This is a genomic window from Isoptericola sp. NPDC019571, assembly GCF_044389385.1.
Lineage (GTDB): Bacteria > Actinomycetota > Actinomycetes > Actinomycetales > Cellulomonadaceae > Isoptericola > Isoptericola nanjingensis.
Genome location: NZ_JBIRXZ010000012.1, coordinates 103373 through 121158 on the forward strand (window position 1 = coordinate 103373; position 17786 = coordinate 121158).

Annotated in this window: 11 protein-coding genes; 8 read left to right on the forward strand and 3 right to left on the reverse strand. The window is 72.9% G+C overall.

Annotated elements, in window-relative coordinates; translation table 11 throughout:
- The first annotated feature begins 82 nt into the window (after window positions 1-82).
- The 3 genes from ACH443_RS18870 to ACH443_RS18880 are packed head-to-tail and all read left to right on the forward strand — an operon-like array spanning window position 83 to window position 3611.
- Entirely contained in the window at window positions 83-1573 is a 1491-nt protein-coding gene (locus ACH443_RS18870; protein WP_430556955.1) for a glycosyltransferase, read from the forward strand.
- Window positions 1574-1620: 47 nt separating this feature from the next.
- The gene (locus tag ACH443_RS18875; RefSeq protein ID WP_429764616.1) at window positions 1621-2919 is read left to right on the forward strand and encodes a CDP-glycerol glycerophosphotransferase family protein; all 1299 of its coding nucleotides are present in this window, start codon (window positions 1621-1623) and stop codon (window positions 2917-2919) included.
- Window positions 2916-3611 (forward strand): NTP transferase domain-containing protein, encoded by a 696-nt coding sequence (locus tag ACH443_RS18880; protein WP_429764617.1) that lies wholly within the window; start codon window positions 2916-2918, stop codon window positions 3609-3611. The genes ACH443_RS18875 and ACH443_RS18880 overlap by 4 nt, the downstream gene beginning before the upstream one ends.
- Window positions 3612-3708: 97 nt before the next feature.
- Here the strand turns inward: ACH443_RS18880 and ACH443_RS18885 are convergent, their stop codons facing one another.
- Window positions 3709-4968, reverse strand: coding sequence for a CDP-glycerol glycerophosphotransferase family protein (locus ACH443_RS18885; RefSeq protein ID WP_429764618.1), 1260 nt, complete (start codon window positions 4966-4968; stop codon window positions 3709-3711).
- A 174-nt stretch (window positions 4969-5142) separates the two neighbouring features.
- Here ACH443_RS18885 and ACH443_RS18890 point away from each other — a divergent pair, with 174 nt between their 5' ends.
- From ACH443_RS18890 to ACH443_RS18910, 5 genes are all read left to right on the forward strand, one after another.
- Entirely contained in the window at window positions 5143-6141 is a 999-nt protein-coding gene (locus ACH443_RS18890) for an ABC transporter permease (RefSeq protein WP_429764619.1), read from the forward strand.
- Window positions 6134-7102 carry an ABC transporter ATP-binding protein gene (locus ACH443_RS18895; RefSeq protein WP_429764620.1) on the forward strand — a complete coding sequence of 323 codons (969 nt, stop codon included), beginning with the start codon at window positions 6134-6136 and terminating at the stop codon, window positions 7100-7102. The genes ACH443_RS18890 and ACH443_RS18895 overlap by 8 nt, the downstream gene beginning before the upstream one ends.
- Window positions 7103-7273: 171 nt before the next feature.
- Entirely contained in the window at window positions 7274-7663 is a 390-nt protein-coding gene (locus tag ACH443_RS18900) for a hypothetical protein (RefSeq protein ID WP_430557530.1), read from the forward strand.
- Window positions 7664-7677: 14 nt separating this feature from the next.
- Window positions 7678-12774 carry a CDP-glycerol:glycerophosphate glycerophosphotransferase gene (locus tag ACH443_RS18905; RefSeq protein ID WP_430591176.1) on the forward strand — a complete coding sequence of 1699 codons (5097 nt, stop codon included), beginning with the start codon at window positions 7678-7680 and terminating at the stop codon, window positions 12772-12774.
- On the forward strand, window positions 12767-15388 hold the full coding sequence (locus tag ACH443_RS18910; protein WP_430591177.1) for a glycosyltransferase: 2622 nt from the start codon (window positions 12767-12769) through the stop codon (window positions 15386-15388). Before ACH443_RS18905 ends, ACH443_RS18910 begins: the two co-directional genes overlap by 8 nt.
- Window positions 15389-15425: 37 nt before the next feature.
- Here the strand turns inward: ACH443_RS18910 and cysC are convergent, their stop codons facing one another.
- Both cysC and ACH443_RS18920 read right to left on the reverse strand, forming a co-directional pair.
- Entirely contained in the window at window positions 15426-16721 is a 1296-nt protein-coding gene (gene cysC, locus ACH443_RS18915) for an adenylyl-sulfate kinase (protein WP_430591178.1), read from the reverse strand.
- Window positions 16718-17710: a sulfite exporter TauE/SafE family protein gene (locus ACH443_RS18920; protein ID WP_430591179.1), complete on the reverse strand. Its 993-nt coding sequence runs from the start codon at window positions 17708-17710 to the stop codon at window positions 16718-16720. Before ACH443_RS18920 ends, cysC begins: the two co-directional genes overlap by 4 nt.
- Window positions 17711-17786: the final 76 nt, after the last annotated feature.

Sequence of the window (17786 nt, forward strand, 5' to 3'; positions counted from 1 at the left end):
CCGTCCACCCCTCGGGCGACCCCCGTGTCCGGGAGGGCGCCGCGTGCGGGACCGGGCGAACCTCAGACCCTACGATGGGCCGGTGCCCCACAGCCACGGACCGACGACGACCCGCCTGCCCGACGGGGCGTACGCCGCCGCGACCTGGTCGATCCCCGCCGACTTCGGCGGGATGACGTCGGCCCTGCTCCGGCGCTCCCGGGCGTTCGTGGACCAGGGCGGGGTGCCGGTGCGGGTGCTCACCTTCGACCCGGCCCTCGACGTCGACAAGGCCCGTGCCGCCCTCGAGGAGCGTGGCCAGCTCGTGCCGGGAGTCACGCTGCACAACCTGTGGGCCGACGTCCGCGCGATGCCGGACGAGAAGGTCGGGGCGCGCGCCGGCGCCGCTCCGCGGGACCTCCCGCGCGGGGCTCCGGGGGAGCGGGTGCGCCTGGAGAAGGACGGGGAGTCCACGCGGCACCTGCACTTCCGGCCGGACGGTTCCCTCGCCGCCGCGGACGAGAGCACCCCGGCCGGTCGCGAGGTGCGGTTCTACACCAGCGACGGGCGCCCGGGGCGCCGGTGGTCCACCGTGTGGGCCCTGTACCGGCACTGGGTCGGCACCGTGCTGTCCGAGCGCCCGACCTACCTCGTGGTCGACTCGAAGGCGCTGACCAAGTTCTTCGCCAACCTGCAGATCAAGGGGATCTACACGCTGCACCTGGTGCACGGGGCGCACCTGGCCGCCGCGGCCGAGGACGCGCACGGGCCGCTCGCGGGGACGCGCGCCCCGATGATCGAGCACGTGGGCGACTACGACGCCGTGGTGCTCCTCACGGAGGGCCAGCGGCGCGACGTCCACGACCGGGTCGGCGTGCGGGACAACACGTACGTGGTGCCGAACAGCACCGACCTGCCCGACGGCGCGATGCCCGCGCACGCCGACCGCTACCGCGGGGTGATGCTCGCCAGCCTCAGCCGCCGGAAGCGGGTCGGCCACGCGATCGCCGGGCTGCGCCGGGCGAAGGTCCGCAGCGGCCTGCCGCTCACCCTCGACGTCTACGGCGACGGGCCGGAGCGGGCTCGCCTCGAGCCCCGTGCGGCGAAGGTCCCCGGCGTGACGCTGCACGGGTACGTCCCGGGCGCGGCGGACCGGCTGGCCGACGCCTCGTTCCTGCTGCTGACCAGCAGGGCGGAAGGGCTGCCGCTGGTGTTCGCGGAGGCGATGGCGCGCGGGTGCGTGCCGATCGCGTTCGACGTCCGCTACGGCCCCGCCGACATCATCACCGACGGCGTCGACGGCTTCCTCGTGCCGGACGGCGACGTCGACGCGCTGGCGGCGGCGATCGTGCGCTTCGTGTCGCTCGACGACGACGCCGTGCGTCGCATGCGCGAGGCCGCGGTCGCGACCGCCCAGCGGTACTCCGACGGGGCGGTCGTCGGACGGTGGGCGGAGGTCTTCGCGGACGTCGCCCGTCGTCGACCGGTGTCTCCGCGGGCCGCCGCCCGGCCGGCCGGCGCGGAGCCCTGGCGATCCTCGCTGTCCCGGGCCGCGCGGAGGGTGGCCGGTATGCTGCGACGCGCCGGTCGCTGACCGGACCAGACCGTCATCCACCCTGAGATCCACCCTGAGGAGGGGCCTTGACCGCCACACCCCGCGGCGCCACGTGGCGCCGCCGGATCCGGTCCCTGGGGGGCAAGGCGATCCGTCGGCTCGGGCTGCTGCCCGGCGGCATGCCGGACGGGCTGGGCGAGGACCAGGAGCTCCTCGGCACCTCGTGGCCGTACGAGGTGCTCGTGTACTTCGCCGACACCCCCGACGCGCTCTACCAGATCGAGCAGTGGTACGACACGTTCCGCGCGCTGCACGCCGAGCACCCCGTGGTCGTCGTGACCCAGGACTCCCGCACCGCGCGGGCGATCCGCCGCGACAGCGGGCTGGACGTGCGCACCGTGGCGCACTACACGACCCTCGACGACGTCCTCGGCCGATCGCCGACGAAGCTCGCCCTGTACGTCAACCACAACCCGCAGAACTTCACCTGCCTGCGCTTCGGGCAGCTCGTGCACGCGTCGCTGATGCACGGCGACAGCGACAAGCTCGTCACGGTGTCGAACCAGACCAAGGCGTACGACTTCTCCTTCGTCGCCGGGCAGGCCGCCGTCGAGCGCATGGCGCGGTTCAGCACCCTGTACGACGCGCACGCGCGGTGCGTGCCGGTGGGCCGCCCGCAGCTCGACGACCAGCTGCGCCTGCGCGCGCGGACACCCCGCGGGCCCCTGCCCACCGTCCTGTACGCCCCCACGTGGGAGGGCGGCCAGCCGTCCGCGGAGTACGGCACGGTGGCCACGCACGGGCTCACGATCGTGCGCGCCCTCGTGGATTCGGGCCGCTACCGCGTGCTCTACCGCCCGCACCCGCTCACCGGCGTCCGCGTCGCGGCGTACGGCGAGGCCGACAAGGCGATCCGGGAGTACCTCGCGGCGGCGCCCGCGCCCGCCGAGGGCCCCGCCCACGGCACCGACACCCACGGCGACGTCGCCCCGGCGTTCGCGGCGGCCGACCTCCTGGTCTGCGACGTCTCCGGCGTGGCGATGGACTGGCTCGCCACCGGCGAGCCGATCGTCGTGACCCGGCCGGTCGGTGACGTGATCATCGCGGCGAGCCCGCTGCTGGAGCTCGCGCCGTCGCTGCCCGTCGCCGCCCTCGGCGACGTGCTGGCCACGGTGGACCGCGAGCTCACCGAGGACCCGACGCGCGACCGGCGCCACGCGCTGCGCGAGCACTACCTCGGTGACACCGCCCCCGGCGCGTCCACGCAGCGGTTCGTCGCCGCGTGCGAGCGCCTCATGGAGATCCGCGACCGCGAGGTCGCCCGGGTCGACGCCCACGGCGCGCCGAGCGCCGCACCGACAGGTAACGAGAGAGGAACGCGATGAGTATCCAGACAGTGATCCTGGCGGCGGGCATGGGGACCCGCCTCGGCCGGCCGCACCCCAAGCCGCTGACGGAGCTGCGCGACGGTCGCACGATCCTCGCCCAGCAGCTCGGCAACCTCCGCTCCGTCTACGGCCGTGAGGCCGAGGTGCTGATCGTCGTCGGCTTCAAGCTCGAGATGATCCTCGAGGCCGCGCCGAACGTCGCGTTCACCTACAACGAGGTCTACGACCAGACGAACACGTCCAAGAGCCTCCTCCGCGCGCTCCGGGTCACCGGGGACCGCGGCGTGCTCTGGCTGAACGGCGACGTCGTCTTCCACCCGGACGTGCTGCGCCGCGTGCAGCCCCTCATCGACGAGGGCCGGTCGTTCGTGTGCGTCAACACGTCCTCCGTCGGTGACGAGGAGGTCAAGTACACCGTCGACGACGACGGCTACATCAACGAGCTGTCGAAGAAGGTCGGCGCCGGGGCGCTCGGCGAGGCCGTGGGGATCAACTACGTCGCGGCCCAGGACAAGGCGAAGCTGCTGCAGCGTCTCGACGAGGTCGACGACCAGGAGTACTTCGAGGGCGGCCTCGAGCTCGCCATCGCGCACGACGGCGTGAAGGTGCTGCCGGTGGACATCTCCGACCTGTACGCGGTCGAGGTGGACTTCGCCGAGGACCTGGAGCGGGCGAACCAGGAGCTCTGAGCACCTGCCGAGATAGAGAGGCTCCTCGCCGAGAGAGAGAGGGGACGGACCGATCCATGATCGGTCCGTCCCCTCTCTCTCTCGGCGAGGAGCCTCTCTATCTCGGCCCGGACAGCAGCCTGTCCCGGCGCGCGACGCAGTCCGTCACGAACTCCAGGAAGCGTCGGCTGCTGTCGCCCCGCGCGAACCCGAAGTAGTGGTCGCGCACGCGCCCGCGGGCGTCGTGGTGGGGGTCCTGGGCGAGGTTGGCCGCCAGGAGCGTGCCGACGTCGCCCACGGTGTCGCGGTCCACGATGTCGACGACGCTCGCGACGGGGGCCTCGGCGACGATCCGGGCGCGGTCGGTGCGCCGGTCGGTGAGGACGATCGGGACGTCGGGGCGCAGGTAGAGGAAGTCGAGGCCGACGGACGAGATGTCGGTGACGAGCAGGTCGGCGTCCTCGAAGAGGCCGAGGATGTCGGCCTCGAGCGGCAGCTCGTGCGGGGCGCCGGCCTCCCGCGCGGCGGTGACGAGCCGCACGATCTCGGCGTGGGCCTGGGCGACCGCCGGTTCCTCGGCCGTGAGCACGCGGGGGTGCGGCTTGTAGACGAGCCGGACGTCCGGGCGGTCCAGGAGGGCGCGCACGATCGCGGTGCCGTACAGGTCGACGGACGTGTAGTTGTTGGCGTCGTCCTCGCCGGACCAGGTGGGGGCGTAGAGCACGGTCCGGCGACCGTCGGCCGGCGCGAGCGCCGGCGCCACGTCGAGGTCGAGCTGCGGGCGGCCGCACACGACCAGCGTGTCGAGGTCGAAGTTGATGAGGGCGCGCCGGTGGCGCTCGATCGCGGCCTGGCCGGCGACGACCACGTGGTCGTAGGCCTTGGCCTGGTTGGAGACCATCGAGATCTTGTCGGACTCGCCGTGGTTGACGTGCACGTGCAGGGCCCGCTGGTAGATGAGCGACTGGAAGTTGCGCCAGCCGTTGTTGACGTAGACGACCGTCTTGACGTCGATCTGCTCGTAGAGCCGGCGCAGACCGTCCAGGCGCCGGACGAAGAGCACGGGCAGGTCGGTGGTCTCGCGGAGCTGCTCGGTGAGCTCCCAGTGCCGGGTGACGATCGCCACGGGGTGCTGCGCGGCGACCCGCTCGAGCACGGGCAGCCACTGCCGCAGCTGGTACCCCTGGTTCGGGGTGTCCGCGAAGTACGCCACCACGGGGAACGGGGGCAGGCCCTCCAGCGCGGGGGAGTGCTCGGGCTCCTCACCGGCGATCGTGCTGGTCACGACCCGCTTGACGCGCGATCCCGCGGTCAGCAAGATCTGTGCGGCAAGCTTGCGCGCGCGGTCCGTGATCGTGGGCTGCTGCGGTGGCGTCACGTGCGACATCCGTGCCTTCCTGGTGGCGGGTTCCCGTGGCGCGACGAGTATTCCACGGCACCCTGAGGCGTCCCCGAGGGGGCGCCGGCGCGAAGGGCGCGCACCTTATCGCTGTACTATCGACAGGGCCCGGCAGCCGCTGGCCGTACCTCGGAAGACGGGTATGCAAGTTACGTGACCACCGACACCACCACGGACGCCGCCTCGGGTGACCGCGGGAAGCCGGAGCCCGGTCGTGACCCGCTCCGCCCGCCGGAGCCGGTCGTGCCGGACACCACCTCGCAGGAGCGACGGGCGATCGCGGAGCAGTTCGGGCTGCAGCAGATGGGCGTGCGCCCGCCGCTGGGCAAGTACATCCGCGACGTCGCCTCCCGCTGGGCGTTCATCCGCGTCCTCGGCACCGCGACGGCCTACTCCAAGAACCAGAACAACTACCTGGGTCAGCTGTGGGCCGTCCTCAACCCGATCCTCAACGCGACCGTCTACATCCTCATCTTCGGCATCCTGCTGGGCACGACCCGCGGGCTGGAGAACGCGATCGCGTTCATCGTGATCGGGACCTTCCTGTACCGGTTCTTCGAGCAGTCGGTGCACGCCGGGTCGCGGTCGATCGCGCAGAAGACGAACCTCATCCGGTCGCTGCACTTCCCGCGCGCCGTGCTGCCCATCGCGCAGGTCGTCTCGCTGCTCACCACCCTCGTGCCGGCCCTGGTGGTCATGTGCGCGATCGTCCTGCTCAGCGGCCTGCTCCCGAAGTACCCGATGGAGCACATCACCTGGAGCTGGCTGCTGCTGCCGGCCATCGTGGCCCTGATGTGGGTGTTCAACACCGGCGTCGCGTTCATCGTCGCCCGGGCCGTGGCGATCACGCCCGACCTGGACAACATCATCGGCTTCGTGCTGCGCCTCGTGATGTACGGCTCGGGCGTGATCTTCCCGGTCACCCACTACGTCTACCGTCTGCCGGAGGCGGTGCAGCCCGTCATCGGCGCGATCCTCGAGTACCAGCCGATCGGCGTGTTCCTCTACGTGGCGCGCTCGATCCTCACGCAGGAGCCGTCCATGCCGCAGGACCCGTGGATGTGGCTGTGGGCGGCCGGCTGGGCGGTCGTGACGTTCGTGGTCGGGTTCATCGTCTTCTGGCGCGGAGAGGAGCGGTACGGCCGTGACTGAGTCGGATCTCCATCTGGACGTCGACCTCGACGAGGAGTTCGAGCCCGAGGACCTCGAGGGCCCGAAGCCGGTCGCGACGGTCGGCGACCCGGTGCTCGTCGTCGACGACCTGCACATCGTCTACCGCGTCTTCGGCGGCAAGGCCAAGCAGGTCGCCGCCAAGGGCGCCGAGAACGTGCGCGAGGCCAAGGCCCCCAAGCGTTCCCTCCTGCGCCGCCTCGTGAGCTCGACGTCGCAGCACGTGGGCGCGGTGAGCGAGGTGCACGCCGTGCGCGGCATCTCCTTCGTCGCCCGGCACGGGGAGTCCATCGGCATCGTCGGCATCAACGGCTCCGGCAAGAGCACGCTGCTGCGCGCCATCACCGGCCTCATCCCGCCGCGGTCGGGCGGGGTGTACGTGGCGGGTGAGCCGGCGCTGCTGGGCGTCAACGCCGCCCTGATGCCGCAGCTCACGGGCGAGCGGAACATCTGGATCGGCGGCCTGGCCCTCGGCCTCACCCCCAAGCAGGTCGAGGAGCGCTTCGACGAGGTCGTGGAGTTCGCCGACATCGGCGACTTCGTCTACATGCCGATGAAGACGTACTCCTCCGGCATGGGGGCCCGGCTGCGGTTCGCGATCTCCTCGGCCGCGACGCCCGACATTCTGATGATCGACGAGGCGCTGGCCACCGGCGACGCGGCCTTCAAGGCGCGCTCCAAGGCCCGCATCGACGAGGTCCGCAAGAACGCGGGCACGATCTTCCTGGTCAGCCACTCGATCAGCACGGTCGAGGCGATGTGCACCCGCGTGCTCTGGGTGCACCAGGGGCAGCTGGTCATGGACGGCGGCACGGAGGAGGTGCTCGCGGAGTACCGCAAGTTCGTCCGCGCGCACCGCCTGGCGCGGTCGTCCGCGCGTGCCGGCGGGGTCGGTCCGCGGGCGCGCTCGAAGCAGCGCCCCAAGAAGCAGGCCGCGTCGTGATCTCGTAGGGACCGGGCCTCCCGCGAGGCCCGCGACCCACCCGTTACCATGGGCCGGCGAGCGACCCCTGTCGCCGCGATCGGTCCCGGCCGGTCCGGTTCGGAGCCGCTCGACCCGGGATGGCGCGCCAGCGACCGTCGACAGTCCACCGCATGCTAGGTGTCTTCCACTATGTCCTTTTCGCCTCGCCAGCTCGCCGCCGTCGCCCTGATGGCGGTGTGCATGGTCGTCGCCGTGCTCGTGTGCCTGTTCGCCCCGGTGCAGGTGGGCCTCATCGCCGTGCTGGTCACGGTCGGGGTCTGCACGGCGATCGTCCTGCTCTTCCTGCGCAAGGTGCTCTCGGCCGTCTACCGGCTCGGGCAGAACGGCGCACGGAGGGAGTCCGAGACGTCGCGCTCGGCGGGCCGGGCGACGGAGCGCGAGATCGCCCTGGTGAACGCGCGTCTCGAGCGGATCGAGGAGCACCTCCCGGAGCGGCTGGCGGCACGGATCGCGTTCGAGCTCGCGCGGCCTGAGCGGGACGCGGCCGGCACCCCCGCCGCGGGCTCGGCCGACCTCTAGGACGCGGCACCGACATGTCCATCCCCGCAGCGCCGCAGTCGTTCGCGCACGCCCACACCGACGAGCCCGCGCCGGCGTTCCAGGAGCTCACGCCCGACGAGTTCCTCCTGCTGAACCGCCAGTCGCCCTGGCGCGCGCTCGCCATCGGCAGCCGCATGCGCTCCGCCGCCTACCTGGACCTCCTCGCGCTGGACGGCACCGGGTCCGCCCACCGCTGGGAGCCGCTGCGCCAGGCGATCGTGTCCGGCGTCTCCCGGGAGCAGCTGCTGCGCTGGGACGTGCCCCGCGTGCTCTGCGCGGCGTTGCTCGCCTGCGTGCTCGAGCCCGAGCGCCGGAACCTCGACGCGGCCACCAGGGTCATGATCACGGCGCTCGACCGGTCGCAGCTGTGGGACCCGGGCGCGTCGGCGGCGCTGCGGCTCGCCACCCAGGTCGCGGTGTTGACGCGTGCCGAGGCGCTGTTCGAGGAGCTCGCCTCGTTCCCCACCGCCGAGGAGGGGATCGCGTGGGCGGGCCGCGCCGACCTGCTGCGTCCGTCCGGCACGGCGGAGCGCACGACGGCGGACCAGGCCTCCGCGGTCGTGGGCGACGGGCTCGAGCGCTGGTGGGCGCTCTTCAACAAGCCCTTCACCGACCGGGGGCTCGCCCCGTTCGTGCTCGCGGCCCACGAGGTGGACGAACCCGGCGGGGTCTTCGGGGCCGTCGAGGCACCCGAGGCCGACTCGTGCAGCGTGCCGGACGGCGAGCAGCCCCTGGTGACGGTCATCGTGCCGACGTACAACCCGGACGCCGGCTTCCGGCACACGATCGACTCGCTGGTCCGCCAGTCGTGGTCGAACCTCGAGATCCTGGTCGTCGACGACTGCTCCACGAGCGGCCGGGAGCACCTGGACGGCAGTGCTGCGGCGGACCCCCGGGTGCGGGTCATCGCGCGGGAGCACAACGGTGGTACCTACCAGGCGCGGAACTCGGGGCTGCGCGAGGCGCGCGGCGAGTACGTGACCTTCCAGGACGCGGACGACGTCTCCCACACGCAGCGCATCGAGCGGCAGCTCCTCCCGCTGCTGGCAGACCCGCGCAAGACCGCGTCCACGTCGAGGAGCCAGCGGGTGCTGAGCACCGGCGAGGTCACCTACCTGGGCTACTCGCCGCACCGGACCAACGAGTCGTCGCTCCTGTTCCGTCGGGAGGCCGTGCTCGAGCGGCTCGGGCAGTTCGACGACGTGCGGAAGGCCGGGGACAGCGAGTTCTCCGAGCGCCTGAAGCGGTGCTTCGGGAGGTCCTCGGTGGTGAACCTGCCCGAGCCGCTCGGCCTGGTCCAGCTCAAGGGCGGCTCGCTCTCCCGCTCCGACTTCCGGCCGAACTGGAGGTCGGGGGCGCGGCTCGCCTACAGCAGGCAGTTCGGTGCCGCCCACAGCCGCATCAAGGCCGCGGGGTCCGACGACTGGGCGCTCAGCGACTCCCGTCCCTCGATCTGCTGGGCGCCCCCGGGCCTTCGCGGCGAGGCGCCGGTCGAGCGGCTCTCGTACGCGGTGCTGGCCGACTGGAACTCCGCCCTGGAGGGCTCCCGGGACGGAATGCACCGGCTCCGGACGCTCCTGACCGGGACGGACGGCCCCGTCGGCCTGCTGAGCGGGTCCCGTCCGCGGTCCAGCCGCGACCAGCGCACCGTGCAGCCGCGGCGCCGGATCACCGACGCGGTCGAGCAGGGCGAGCTGCGGTGGATGAGCTGGCGCGACACGACACACGTCGAGAACCTCATCGTCGACGACCCGGAGTACCTCCTCGCGCTGCCCGCCGAGCCCGAGGTCGGGCTCGTCGTCGACCGGGTGCACCTCGTGCTCGACGAGACCGTGCGGCGCGTGGACGAGCCCGTGCTGCCCCCGGTCGCCTGGTGCGAGGAGCAGGCCCGGGCCGTCTTCGGCGCGCCCGTCAGCTGGAGGGTCTCCTCGCCGGAGCTGTTCCGGTACCTCCAGGGCCAGGGGGCCGACGTCGCGCTCGTCCAGGGACGAGCGGCGGACCGGAGCACCCTTCCGGAGCACCCGAGGATCGGCGTCGTCCTGCCCCGGCACGTCGACGGCGCAGGCTGGAACCTCGGCGTGCTGCGGTCCGTGTTCGTGGGCTCGGGCGCCTCCGAGGTGGTGTTCTACGACGAGGGCAGGCGCCTGGCCGGGGAGCGGGCCGAGGCCGCGGGGGTCGCCGTGGTGCCGAGCGACCAGCTCGACCGCGCGGGCTTCCTGGACAGCGTCGACGTCCTCGTGCCCGACATGTTCGGCCAGCGGCTCCACGCCGCCGAGTCCTGGCTGTGGCTCGCGCGCGAGCACGACGTGGTGCCGCTGCTGCCGGACGGGCTCGAGACGATGCAGCAGGTCCCGGTGCTGCGGTACTCCGCGTTCGGTGCGGGGGAGGTGGTCTCGGCCCTCGCCGCCGATCCGGACCTGGCCCGGCTGCTGCCGGGCGCGGGCTCGATGGACGAGCGTGCCGACGGCCCGACGACGGGGCCGACCGGGGCCTCCGCGACGAGCCGGGCGTCGGACCGGTCGACGCGGGTCCGCTACGTGGTCGTCGGCGAGGACGGGACGCTGGCGCACCTGCGGACCCGGCTCTCCCTCGCGCAGATCGAGCGGGACCCGGATCTCCGCACCGTGCCCGACCGCTCCTTCGACGCGCTCGCCGAGGCAGGGGTCTTCGCCGGCCTGGCCCCGGGCGACCGGCTGTGCCTCGTCGACGCCGGGGTGGAGTTCGAGGCGGACGCGTTCGACCGCCTGGACCCCGACGCGGTCGAGGACCTGCACGTGTTCACCGACGCGTCCGTGGGCCACACGCTCCACCCGAAGGCCGACCTCGGCGGCGGCGTGCCCCTCACCGAGAACGCCCCGCTGTGGGTCGGCTCCAGCCCGGTGCTCGTCCGCGCGGACATCCTCTGGGCCGCCGTCCGGCGGTACCCGGCCGCGCGCACGCGCGGCGTCGCCTTCGCCGCCGCGCTGTCGATCAGCGGAGGGTTCGGCGTGCTCGGCGAGGTGCGCTCCCACGGCGTGCTCGACGACGGCGCGGAGCAGTCCGCCGAGGTGCTGACCCGGTCCTGGTACCTCGACTTCGCGCGGGACTGGGCGGACCTCCTCGAGGGGACGGCCGACCTCGGCGCGAGCCACGCCTACCTCCAGCGCCTGTTCGTGCACCTGCTCGCCGGCCGGATCCGGCTCAACACCGGCGGCACGCCGAAGCGCATCTTCACCGAGGAGGACCTCGCCGCCTACGAGCGCGTCCTCTCGCGGGCGCTGCGGCACACGGCCGACGAGCTGATCTGGGCCCCTCGCCGCCCCACCCGGATCCCGTCCCCGACCGTGCGCATGCACCTGCTGCGGCTCAAGCACGGTGCGGCGTTCGAGCCGGTCCTGGGCCAGGACGCGCGGGGCCCGTACGCGGAGTTCCGCGGCCTGGAGCTGGAACGCCCGGACGCCGTGACCGTCTCGATCGACTCGATGGACGCCCGGGACGGCATCCTGACGGTCAGGGGCCGGATCCCGCTGGTCTTCAGCCACGCCGGGCACCGGCTCGAGGTGCACGTGGGCGGACGCTCCGTCCCGCTCGCCGACCGGCAGCGGTACGCCGACACCTCGCTGCACGGGGTCGCGCTCCACCGTGCCTTCACCTTCACGGCGACGATCCCGTTCGCCGAGGCCACCGGTCGGCTGGAGCTCCGGTACGCGGCGCCGGACGCGTGGTCCGCCCCGCTGCCGCTCCGCTTCACGCGGGCGACCGCCAAGCTCAGCGACCAGCCCGGGGCGTACTGGGCCGTCCCGGGGCTCGGGATCCTGACGGTGGGTCGCCGCGGGATCGACATCGCCCCCTACTCGGAACAGGCACGGGACACGGCGGAAGAGGCCCTGCAGCGTGCGCTGCGGGAGTCGGGCGACCCGGTACGGATCGGTGCCGCGCGGCTCCGCGGCGAGTACTTCACGAGCCTGCCCGACTACCGCGGCCGCACGATCTGGATGTACGCGGACCGCATCGTCAAGGGTGGGGACAACGGCGAGTACGCGTACCGCTACGCGCAGGCGCAGGCGCAGCGCGACGGGGTCGAGACGCACTACGTCGCCCAACCGGGCACGGCCCTCGCGGCGCAGCTCGACGCCGACGGCGTGGAGTACCTCGCCTTCGGGACGGACCGGCAGCGGCTGCACTATCTCCACGCGTCGATCGTCTTCGCCACCCGCATCGGGACGAGCAACACCTTCGGGTTCCAGCTCGACCAGACGTACTTCCGCGACCTGTTCGACGCGCGCGTCGTCTACATCAACCACGGGCTCGTCGTGGACAAGCTCGACAACCTGCTGAACATCGGGTTCTCGAACTTCGAACGGATCTGCGTGGTCTCCGAGCTCGAGCGTCGGAACCTCCTCCAGGCGAACTACGGGTACGAGGCCGACCAGGTCGAGGTCACGGGGTTCGCCCGCTACGACGGGCTCCGCTCCCGGGCGGAGCGCACGATCCTCCTCGCGCCGACCTGGCGGACGTACCTGCACAGCCCGCAACGGGGCGTGGAGCAGACCCTCAGCCACCGCGCCTTCCGGGAGACCGACTACTTCCGGGTCTTCGACTCGCTCATCAACAGCCCGAGGCTGCACACCGCCCTCGAGAAGCACGGGTACCGCTTCCTCTTCCTCCTCCACCCCAACACCGGGACCCAGCTGACCGACTTCGTCTCGCAGAGCGAGCACGTCGAGGTGCGTGCCGCCACGGAGGACGTCAGCTACGAGGAGCTCCTCACGGGGTCGGACCTCATGATCACCGACTTCTCCGGGGTGCAGTTCGACTTCGCGCAGATGCACAAGCCGGTGCTGTACTACCAGCCCGACTCGATCCCGCCCCACTACCCCGCGGCGTCGTTCGACTACGCGACCGACGCGTTCGGCGAGGTCGCGAAGTCGGAGCAGGACCTGCTCGACCTGCTGGAGCGCTACCTGGAGCGGGGCTGCGCACCGGAACCGGAGTTCGAGGAGCGGGTCGAGACGTTCTTCGCCTACTTCGACCACGACAACTCGAAGCGCATCTACGAGGTCGGGCTGGAGCTCGAAGGCCTGAAGGAGCGGAAGGGCCGTGATGACTGACACCGAGGTGACCGACATCGAGGTGACCGACGTCAATCGCCCCGAGGGCGAGTGGGACGGGCTTTCGCCCCACACGAGCCTCGTCATCGCCTGCTACCGCGTCGGCCCGTACCTTCCCGCGTTCCTCCGGTCGCTCGACGAGCAGGTCGCGGCACACGCGGGGTACGAGCTGATCTTCGTCATCGACGGCTGCCCCGAGGACTCCGAGGACGTCGTGCGGGCCTGGATGCCCACCACCGACTACGCGGTCCGCGTCGTCACGAAGCCGAACGGGGGCGTGGCCTCGGCCCGGAACACGGGCCTCGCCTGGGCTCGCGGCACCTGGGTGTCGCACCCGGACCCCGACGACCGGCTGGACCCCCGCTACCTGCTCGAGATCGAGCAGGCACGGGAGCGGTTCCCGGACGAGACGATGTTCGTGGGCCGGGCGATCCTCACGTCGCCCGACGGTTCGACGATCGGGCACACGCTGGACGCCCGGTACGTCGACGCCGTCAGCTCGGTCATCGACCTGCGCCGGCAGCCGCGCAAGATCCACACTCTCGGTGGTGTCGCGTTCTTCCGCCACGACGTGATCTCTCGCCACGGCCTCCGGTTCGACGAGCAGATCCTGCAGTCCTCCGACACGGACATGATCGGGCACTTCCTGCTCTGCAACCGGGCGCGATACGTGCTCGTCCCGGGGGCGGAGTACTTCTACCTCCGCCGTGCCGACGCGTCCTCGATCGTGTCGAAGCACAGCGGCAACATGTCCCGCTACGCGTCGCTGTTCGGGATCTCGCACCGCGGCATGCTCGACCGCGCCGGCGACGAGTGCCCGCCCTGGCTGGCGAACCTCCTGCTGTACTTCGTGTTCATGCTGTTCCGCCGGAACCGCCGCGCCAACACGCCCGTCGACCTCGCGTCCGAGGATCAGCTGGCGCTCATCCGCGAGCGCCTGGTCGAGAACCTGCGGCAGATCGGCGCAGAGAACATCAGGGGCTTCGACATCTTCGCGGTGCCGCTGGAGATGCGTTACGCGTGGCTCTCCGCCGTCGAGGACGTCTCGTCCTCGCCGGTGGAACGGCTGCGCTGGCACCCGGAGCGGGGCGCGTGGCGCGCGGCCGTCTACGGGAGCGACCACGACTTCCCGGAGCTGCAGGTCGTCGCGGGCGAGGCCGAGGTCCTCGAGCGCAGGAGCCGCGGGGTCGAGTACCTCGGGAAGACCTGGTTGTACCAGCTGGTGCTCCTCGTGCGGATGCAGCGGGGGGACGCCGTCGGCCTGGCCTCGACGGAGCCGCGCTTCACGCTCGAGCTCGACGGCACGATCCTGAAGGCCGGTGACGTCGACGAGCGTGCCGGGAGACGGCCGCCCATCGACGTCAAGCCCGCGGCGCAGAAGCCCGAACCGGCCGCCGCCACCGCGCCGGCCCCCGCGCCGTCGCCGGGTGTCGAACCCGGGTCCGTCGTCTCCCGTTGGCGGCGCCTCGCGCGGGCCGTGACCGGCTCCGCGGCGCCGCCCCGCGCCGCGGTGCACGCCGTGCCGCAGGCCGCGCGCGGCGAGACCTGGGTGTTCGTCACCGGCGACGACGCCGACGCCGTGCCGTCGCAGAGCGAGCTGCTCTTCGAGTACGCGCAGGAGCGGGCGTCCGACGTCGAGGTGCGCTTCGTGACCGAGGCGGGCTCCGAGGCCGAGGCACGGCTGCGCCGGGCGGGTGTCCGGTGCGTGACCGCAGGGTCGGCCGAGCACGCCTCCCTCCTGCGCCGGGCGGACCTCCTGGTCACGTCCCGCATGACACGGCGTGCGCACGTCCCGCTCCCGGGGCACGGGATCCCGCGGGAGTGGCGCGTGGCGCTGCTGCCCGCCGCCGGGGTCGGCAGGCTGCTCCATCGCGACTCCTGGGCGTCGCAGGCCGACCTCGTCACCGTCTCCTCGGCGATCGAGCTCGTCCGCGCCGGCGGCCCCTACGGGACCCAGGCCTTCCTCCCGAGCGAGGTCGCGCTCACGGGGCTGCCCTCTCACGACCGGCTCGAGGAGCTGCGGGCGCCGGCCGAGCACGTCGTCGTCGCGCCCGGCTGGCGGTCCGGCACGCTGCGGCCGTCCGACCCGGAAGCGGCCGGGAGGGCGATCGAGGAGTTCCACGACCTGCCGTTCGTGGCCGCCTGGCGGGAGCTCCTCGGGTCCGCCGAGCTCGCCGCTCTCGCCGCCCGGGAGGGGCGCCGCGTCCGGCTGATCCTCCCGTCGGGGGTGGGCCCCGAGGTCTTCTCGCCCCCGCCCGGGGTGGAGCTCGTCCCCCAGGACGACGAGCTGGAGGCGCTGGCCTCCGCCGCGATCCTCGTCACCGACTACTCCTCCGCGCGTGCGCTCGACCTGGCCTATCTCGGCCGGCCGACGGTCTATCTCCAGGTCGACCGGGAGGCCGTGCTCGGCGCTGCCGACAGCGCGCGATCCCGGGCGGCGGGGTTCGAGTCGTCCGGGTTCGGCCCGGTCGTCACGAGCCCCGAGGACGCCTGGAACGCGGTCGTCAGCACCCTCGAGCGCCTGCCCGACCGGTACGCGGAGCGGATCGACCGCGCGTTCGCCTACCGGGACGGCAAGGCGCGCGAGCGGATCCTCGAGGCGTTGCGCGGCTGAGGCCCGGCGTCCCGCGCGGACGCCACGACGCCCGGGCTCAGCGGAGCGGGCCGGAGGGCTCGCCGCCCGCGGCGTCGAGCGCCGCGCGGACGCGCGCCACGGCGTCCTCGACGGTCATGCGGGAGGTGTCGACGACCAGGTCGGCGTCGGTCGGCGCCTCGTACGGCGAGGAGATCCCGGTGAACTCGGGGATCTCGCCGCGCCGGGCCTTGGCGTACAGGCCCTTGCGGTCGCGGGCCTCGCACACCTCCAGCGGCGTGCTGACGTGCACGAGCAGGAAGGTGCCGGCGGCCTCGGCGAGCTCGCGCACCCGCGCGCGGCCCGACGCGAACGGCGCGATCGGCGCCGCCACCGCGACGCCGCCGTGCGAGGACACGAGCGACGCGACGTAGCCGATGCGCTCCACGTTGAGCTCGCGGGAGGCCTTGTCGAAGCCGAGGCCCTTGGACAGGTGGTGGCGTACCTCGTCGCCGTCGAGCAGGGTGGTGTGCAGGCCCTCGTCATCGAGCTCGGCGGCCAGCGCCCGGGCCACGGTCGACTTCCCGGAGCCGGACAGGCCCGTGAAGAAGACCACGGCGCCTCGCGGCCGGGCCGTGCCGGCGGCCCGCACGACCTCGGCGGCCGTCACCTCCGGGTAGAGCGCGGCGACGGCGCCGGACCACACGGTGCCGAGCCCCTCGACGGCGCCGCGGTCCTCGGGGGAGCGGTGCGCGACGAGCGTCTCGGTCCGCGCGGCGCCGTAGCGCGCGCCGACGTCCGTCCAGCGCAGCCCGTCCGGGGCTTCGGCCGGCCACGGCACGACGACGACGCTGGCGCGGCGGGCGCGGTCCTCGAGCCGGTCGGCGAGGTCCTGGGCGATGCGCACGAGTCCCGGGGCCCCCACGTGCCCTGCGGCGGGGGTCCGGCGTGCGGCGGGCACGAGCAGGAGCACCGAGCCCGCGTCGCCGACGAGCCCGGGCAGGGCGTCCACCTCCGAGCGCGTGGGCGGTTCGGCCACGACCAGGGCGAGGGCCTCGACGCCTGCCTGCGCGCCGTCGCGCACCTCGCGAGCGGTGCGACGCACCGCGGGGTCCCAGTGCGGCCCGGCGGCACGGGCGAACGGGCGCACGGCGCGCGGGGCCTCGTCGCCGGGGACACCGGCGACGGCGAGCGGCGTGTTCTCGGCGTCCGTGAGGGTCACGGGGCCGGCGGGCAGCCCGGCGGGCGGGACCCAGGGGCCGCCGGCGAGGGCGAGCTCGAGGAGGTCCAGCTCGTCGGGGGACAGGACGTGGGTCGCGGCGGGCAGGTCGGAGGGCAGGTCCGAGGGCACCGTGCCGGGCGTGGGCTCCGTCATGATCGCGTCGTCGTGTCCTTCTGGTCGGGGTCCGGTTCGGGTGCGGGTGCGGGGTCGGGGTCGGGTGCGGGGACGGTGCCGAGCACGGCCGGCCGGGGCGGGAGCCGCTTGATGCGCTCCCGGACCACGATCCACAGCAGGTTGCCGACGACGAGCGCGCCGACGGCGGCGGCGACCACCACGCCGAGGGAGGCGCCCAGCAGCTTGAGGCCGGAGGCCAGCAGGAGGATCGCCAGGGCGCGGCGGATGATGCCGCCGGGGGCGCGGCTCGAGACGTGGGCGCCGAACCATGCACCGGGGATGGCGCCGACGAGCAGGGACGTCGTCAGGCCCAGCTCGAAGTCCCCGTAGAGGATGTGCCCCAGCGACGCGGCCGCGACCAGCGGGACCGCCTGCACCAGGTCGGTCCCGACGAGCTGGGAGGCCTTGAGGGCCGGGTAGAGCAGGAGCAGCACCACGATGATGATCGAGCCGGCGCCGACGGAGGTGAGGCCGACCATGAGCCCGGCCACGGCGCCGAGGATCAGCGTGGGCACCTTGCGGACGACGACGTCGGGGCTGCTGGGCGCGGCGGGCCCCTCGCCGAGGGCGGTGCGGCGCTGCAGCATGCCGAGCACCGCGCGCACGACCAGCCCGGCCGACGCGATGAGCAGGGCGACGCCGAGGATCTGCTTGAGCACCTCGTCGAACCCGTCGTCGAACGGGAGGTAACGGATGAGGAGCGCGCCGGAGAACGCCGCCGGCACGGAGCCGATGCACAGCCACAGCACGAGCTGCAGGTTCACGGTGCGGCGGCGCAGGTGCACGATCGCGCCCGCGGGCTTCATGAACAGGCTGGCCACGACGTCGGAGGAGACCGCGGTGAGCGGGTCGACGCGGAACACGAAGATGAGCATCGGCGTCATCAGGGCGCCGCCGCCCATCCCCGTCAGGCCGACGACGAAGCCCACGACGAGTCCGCCGACGATCAGCGGGAGGTCGAGGCTCAAAAGCGCACCATTCCTATCGGAAAAACAGAATTCAACAATGTGAACTCTCAGGGAATCGTCCAATTCGGAATGGTAG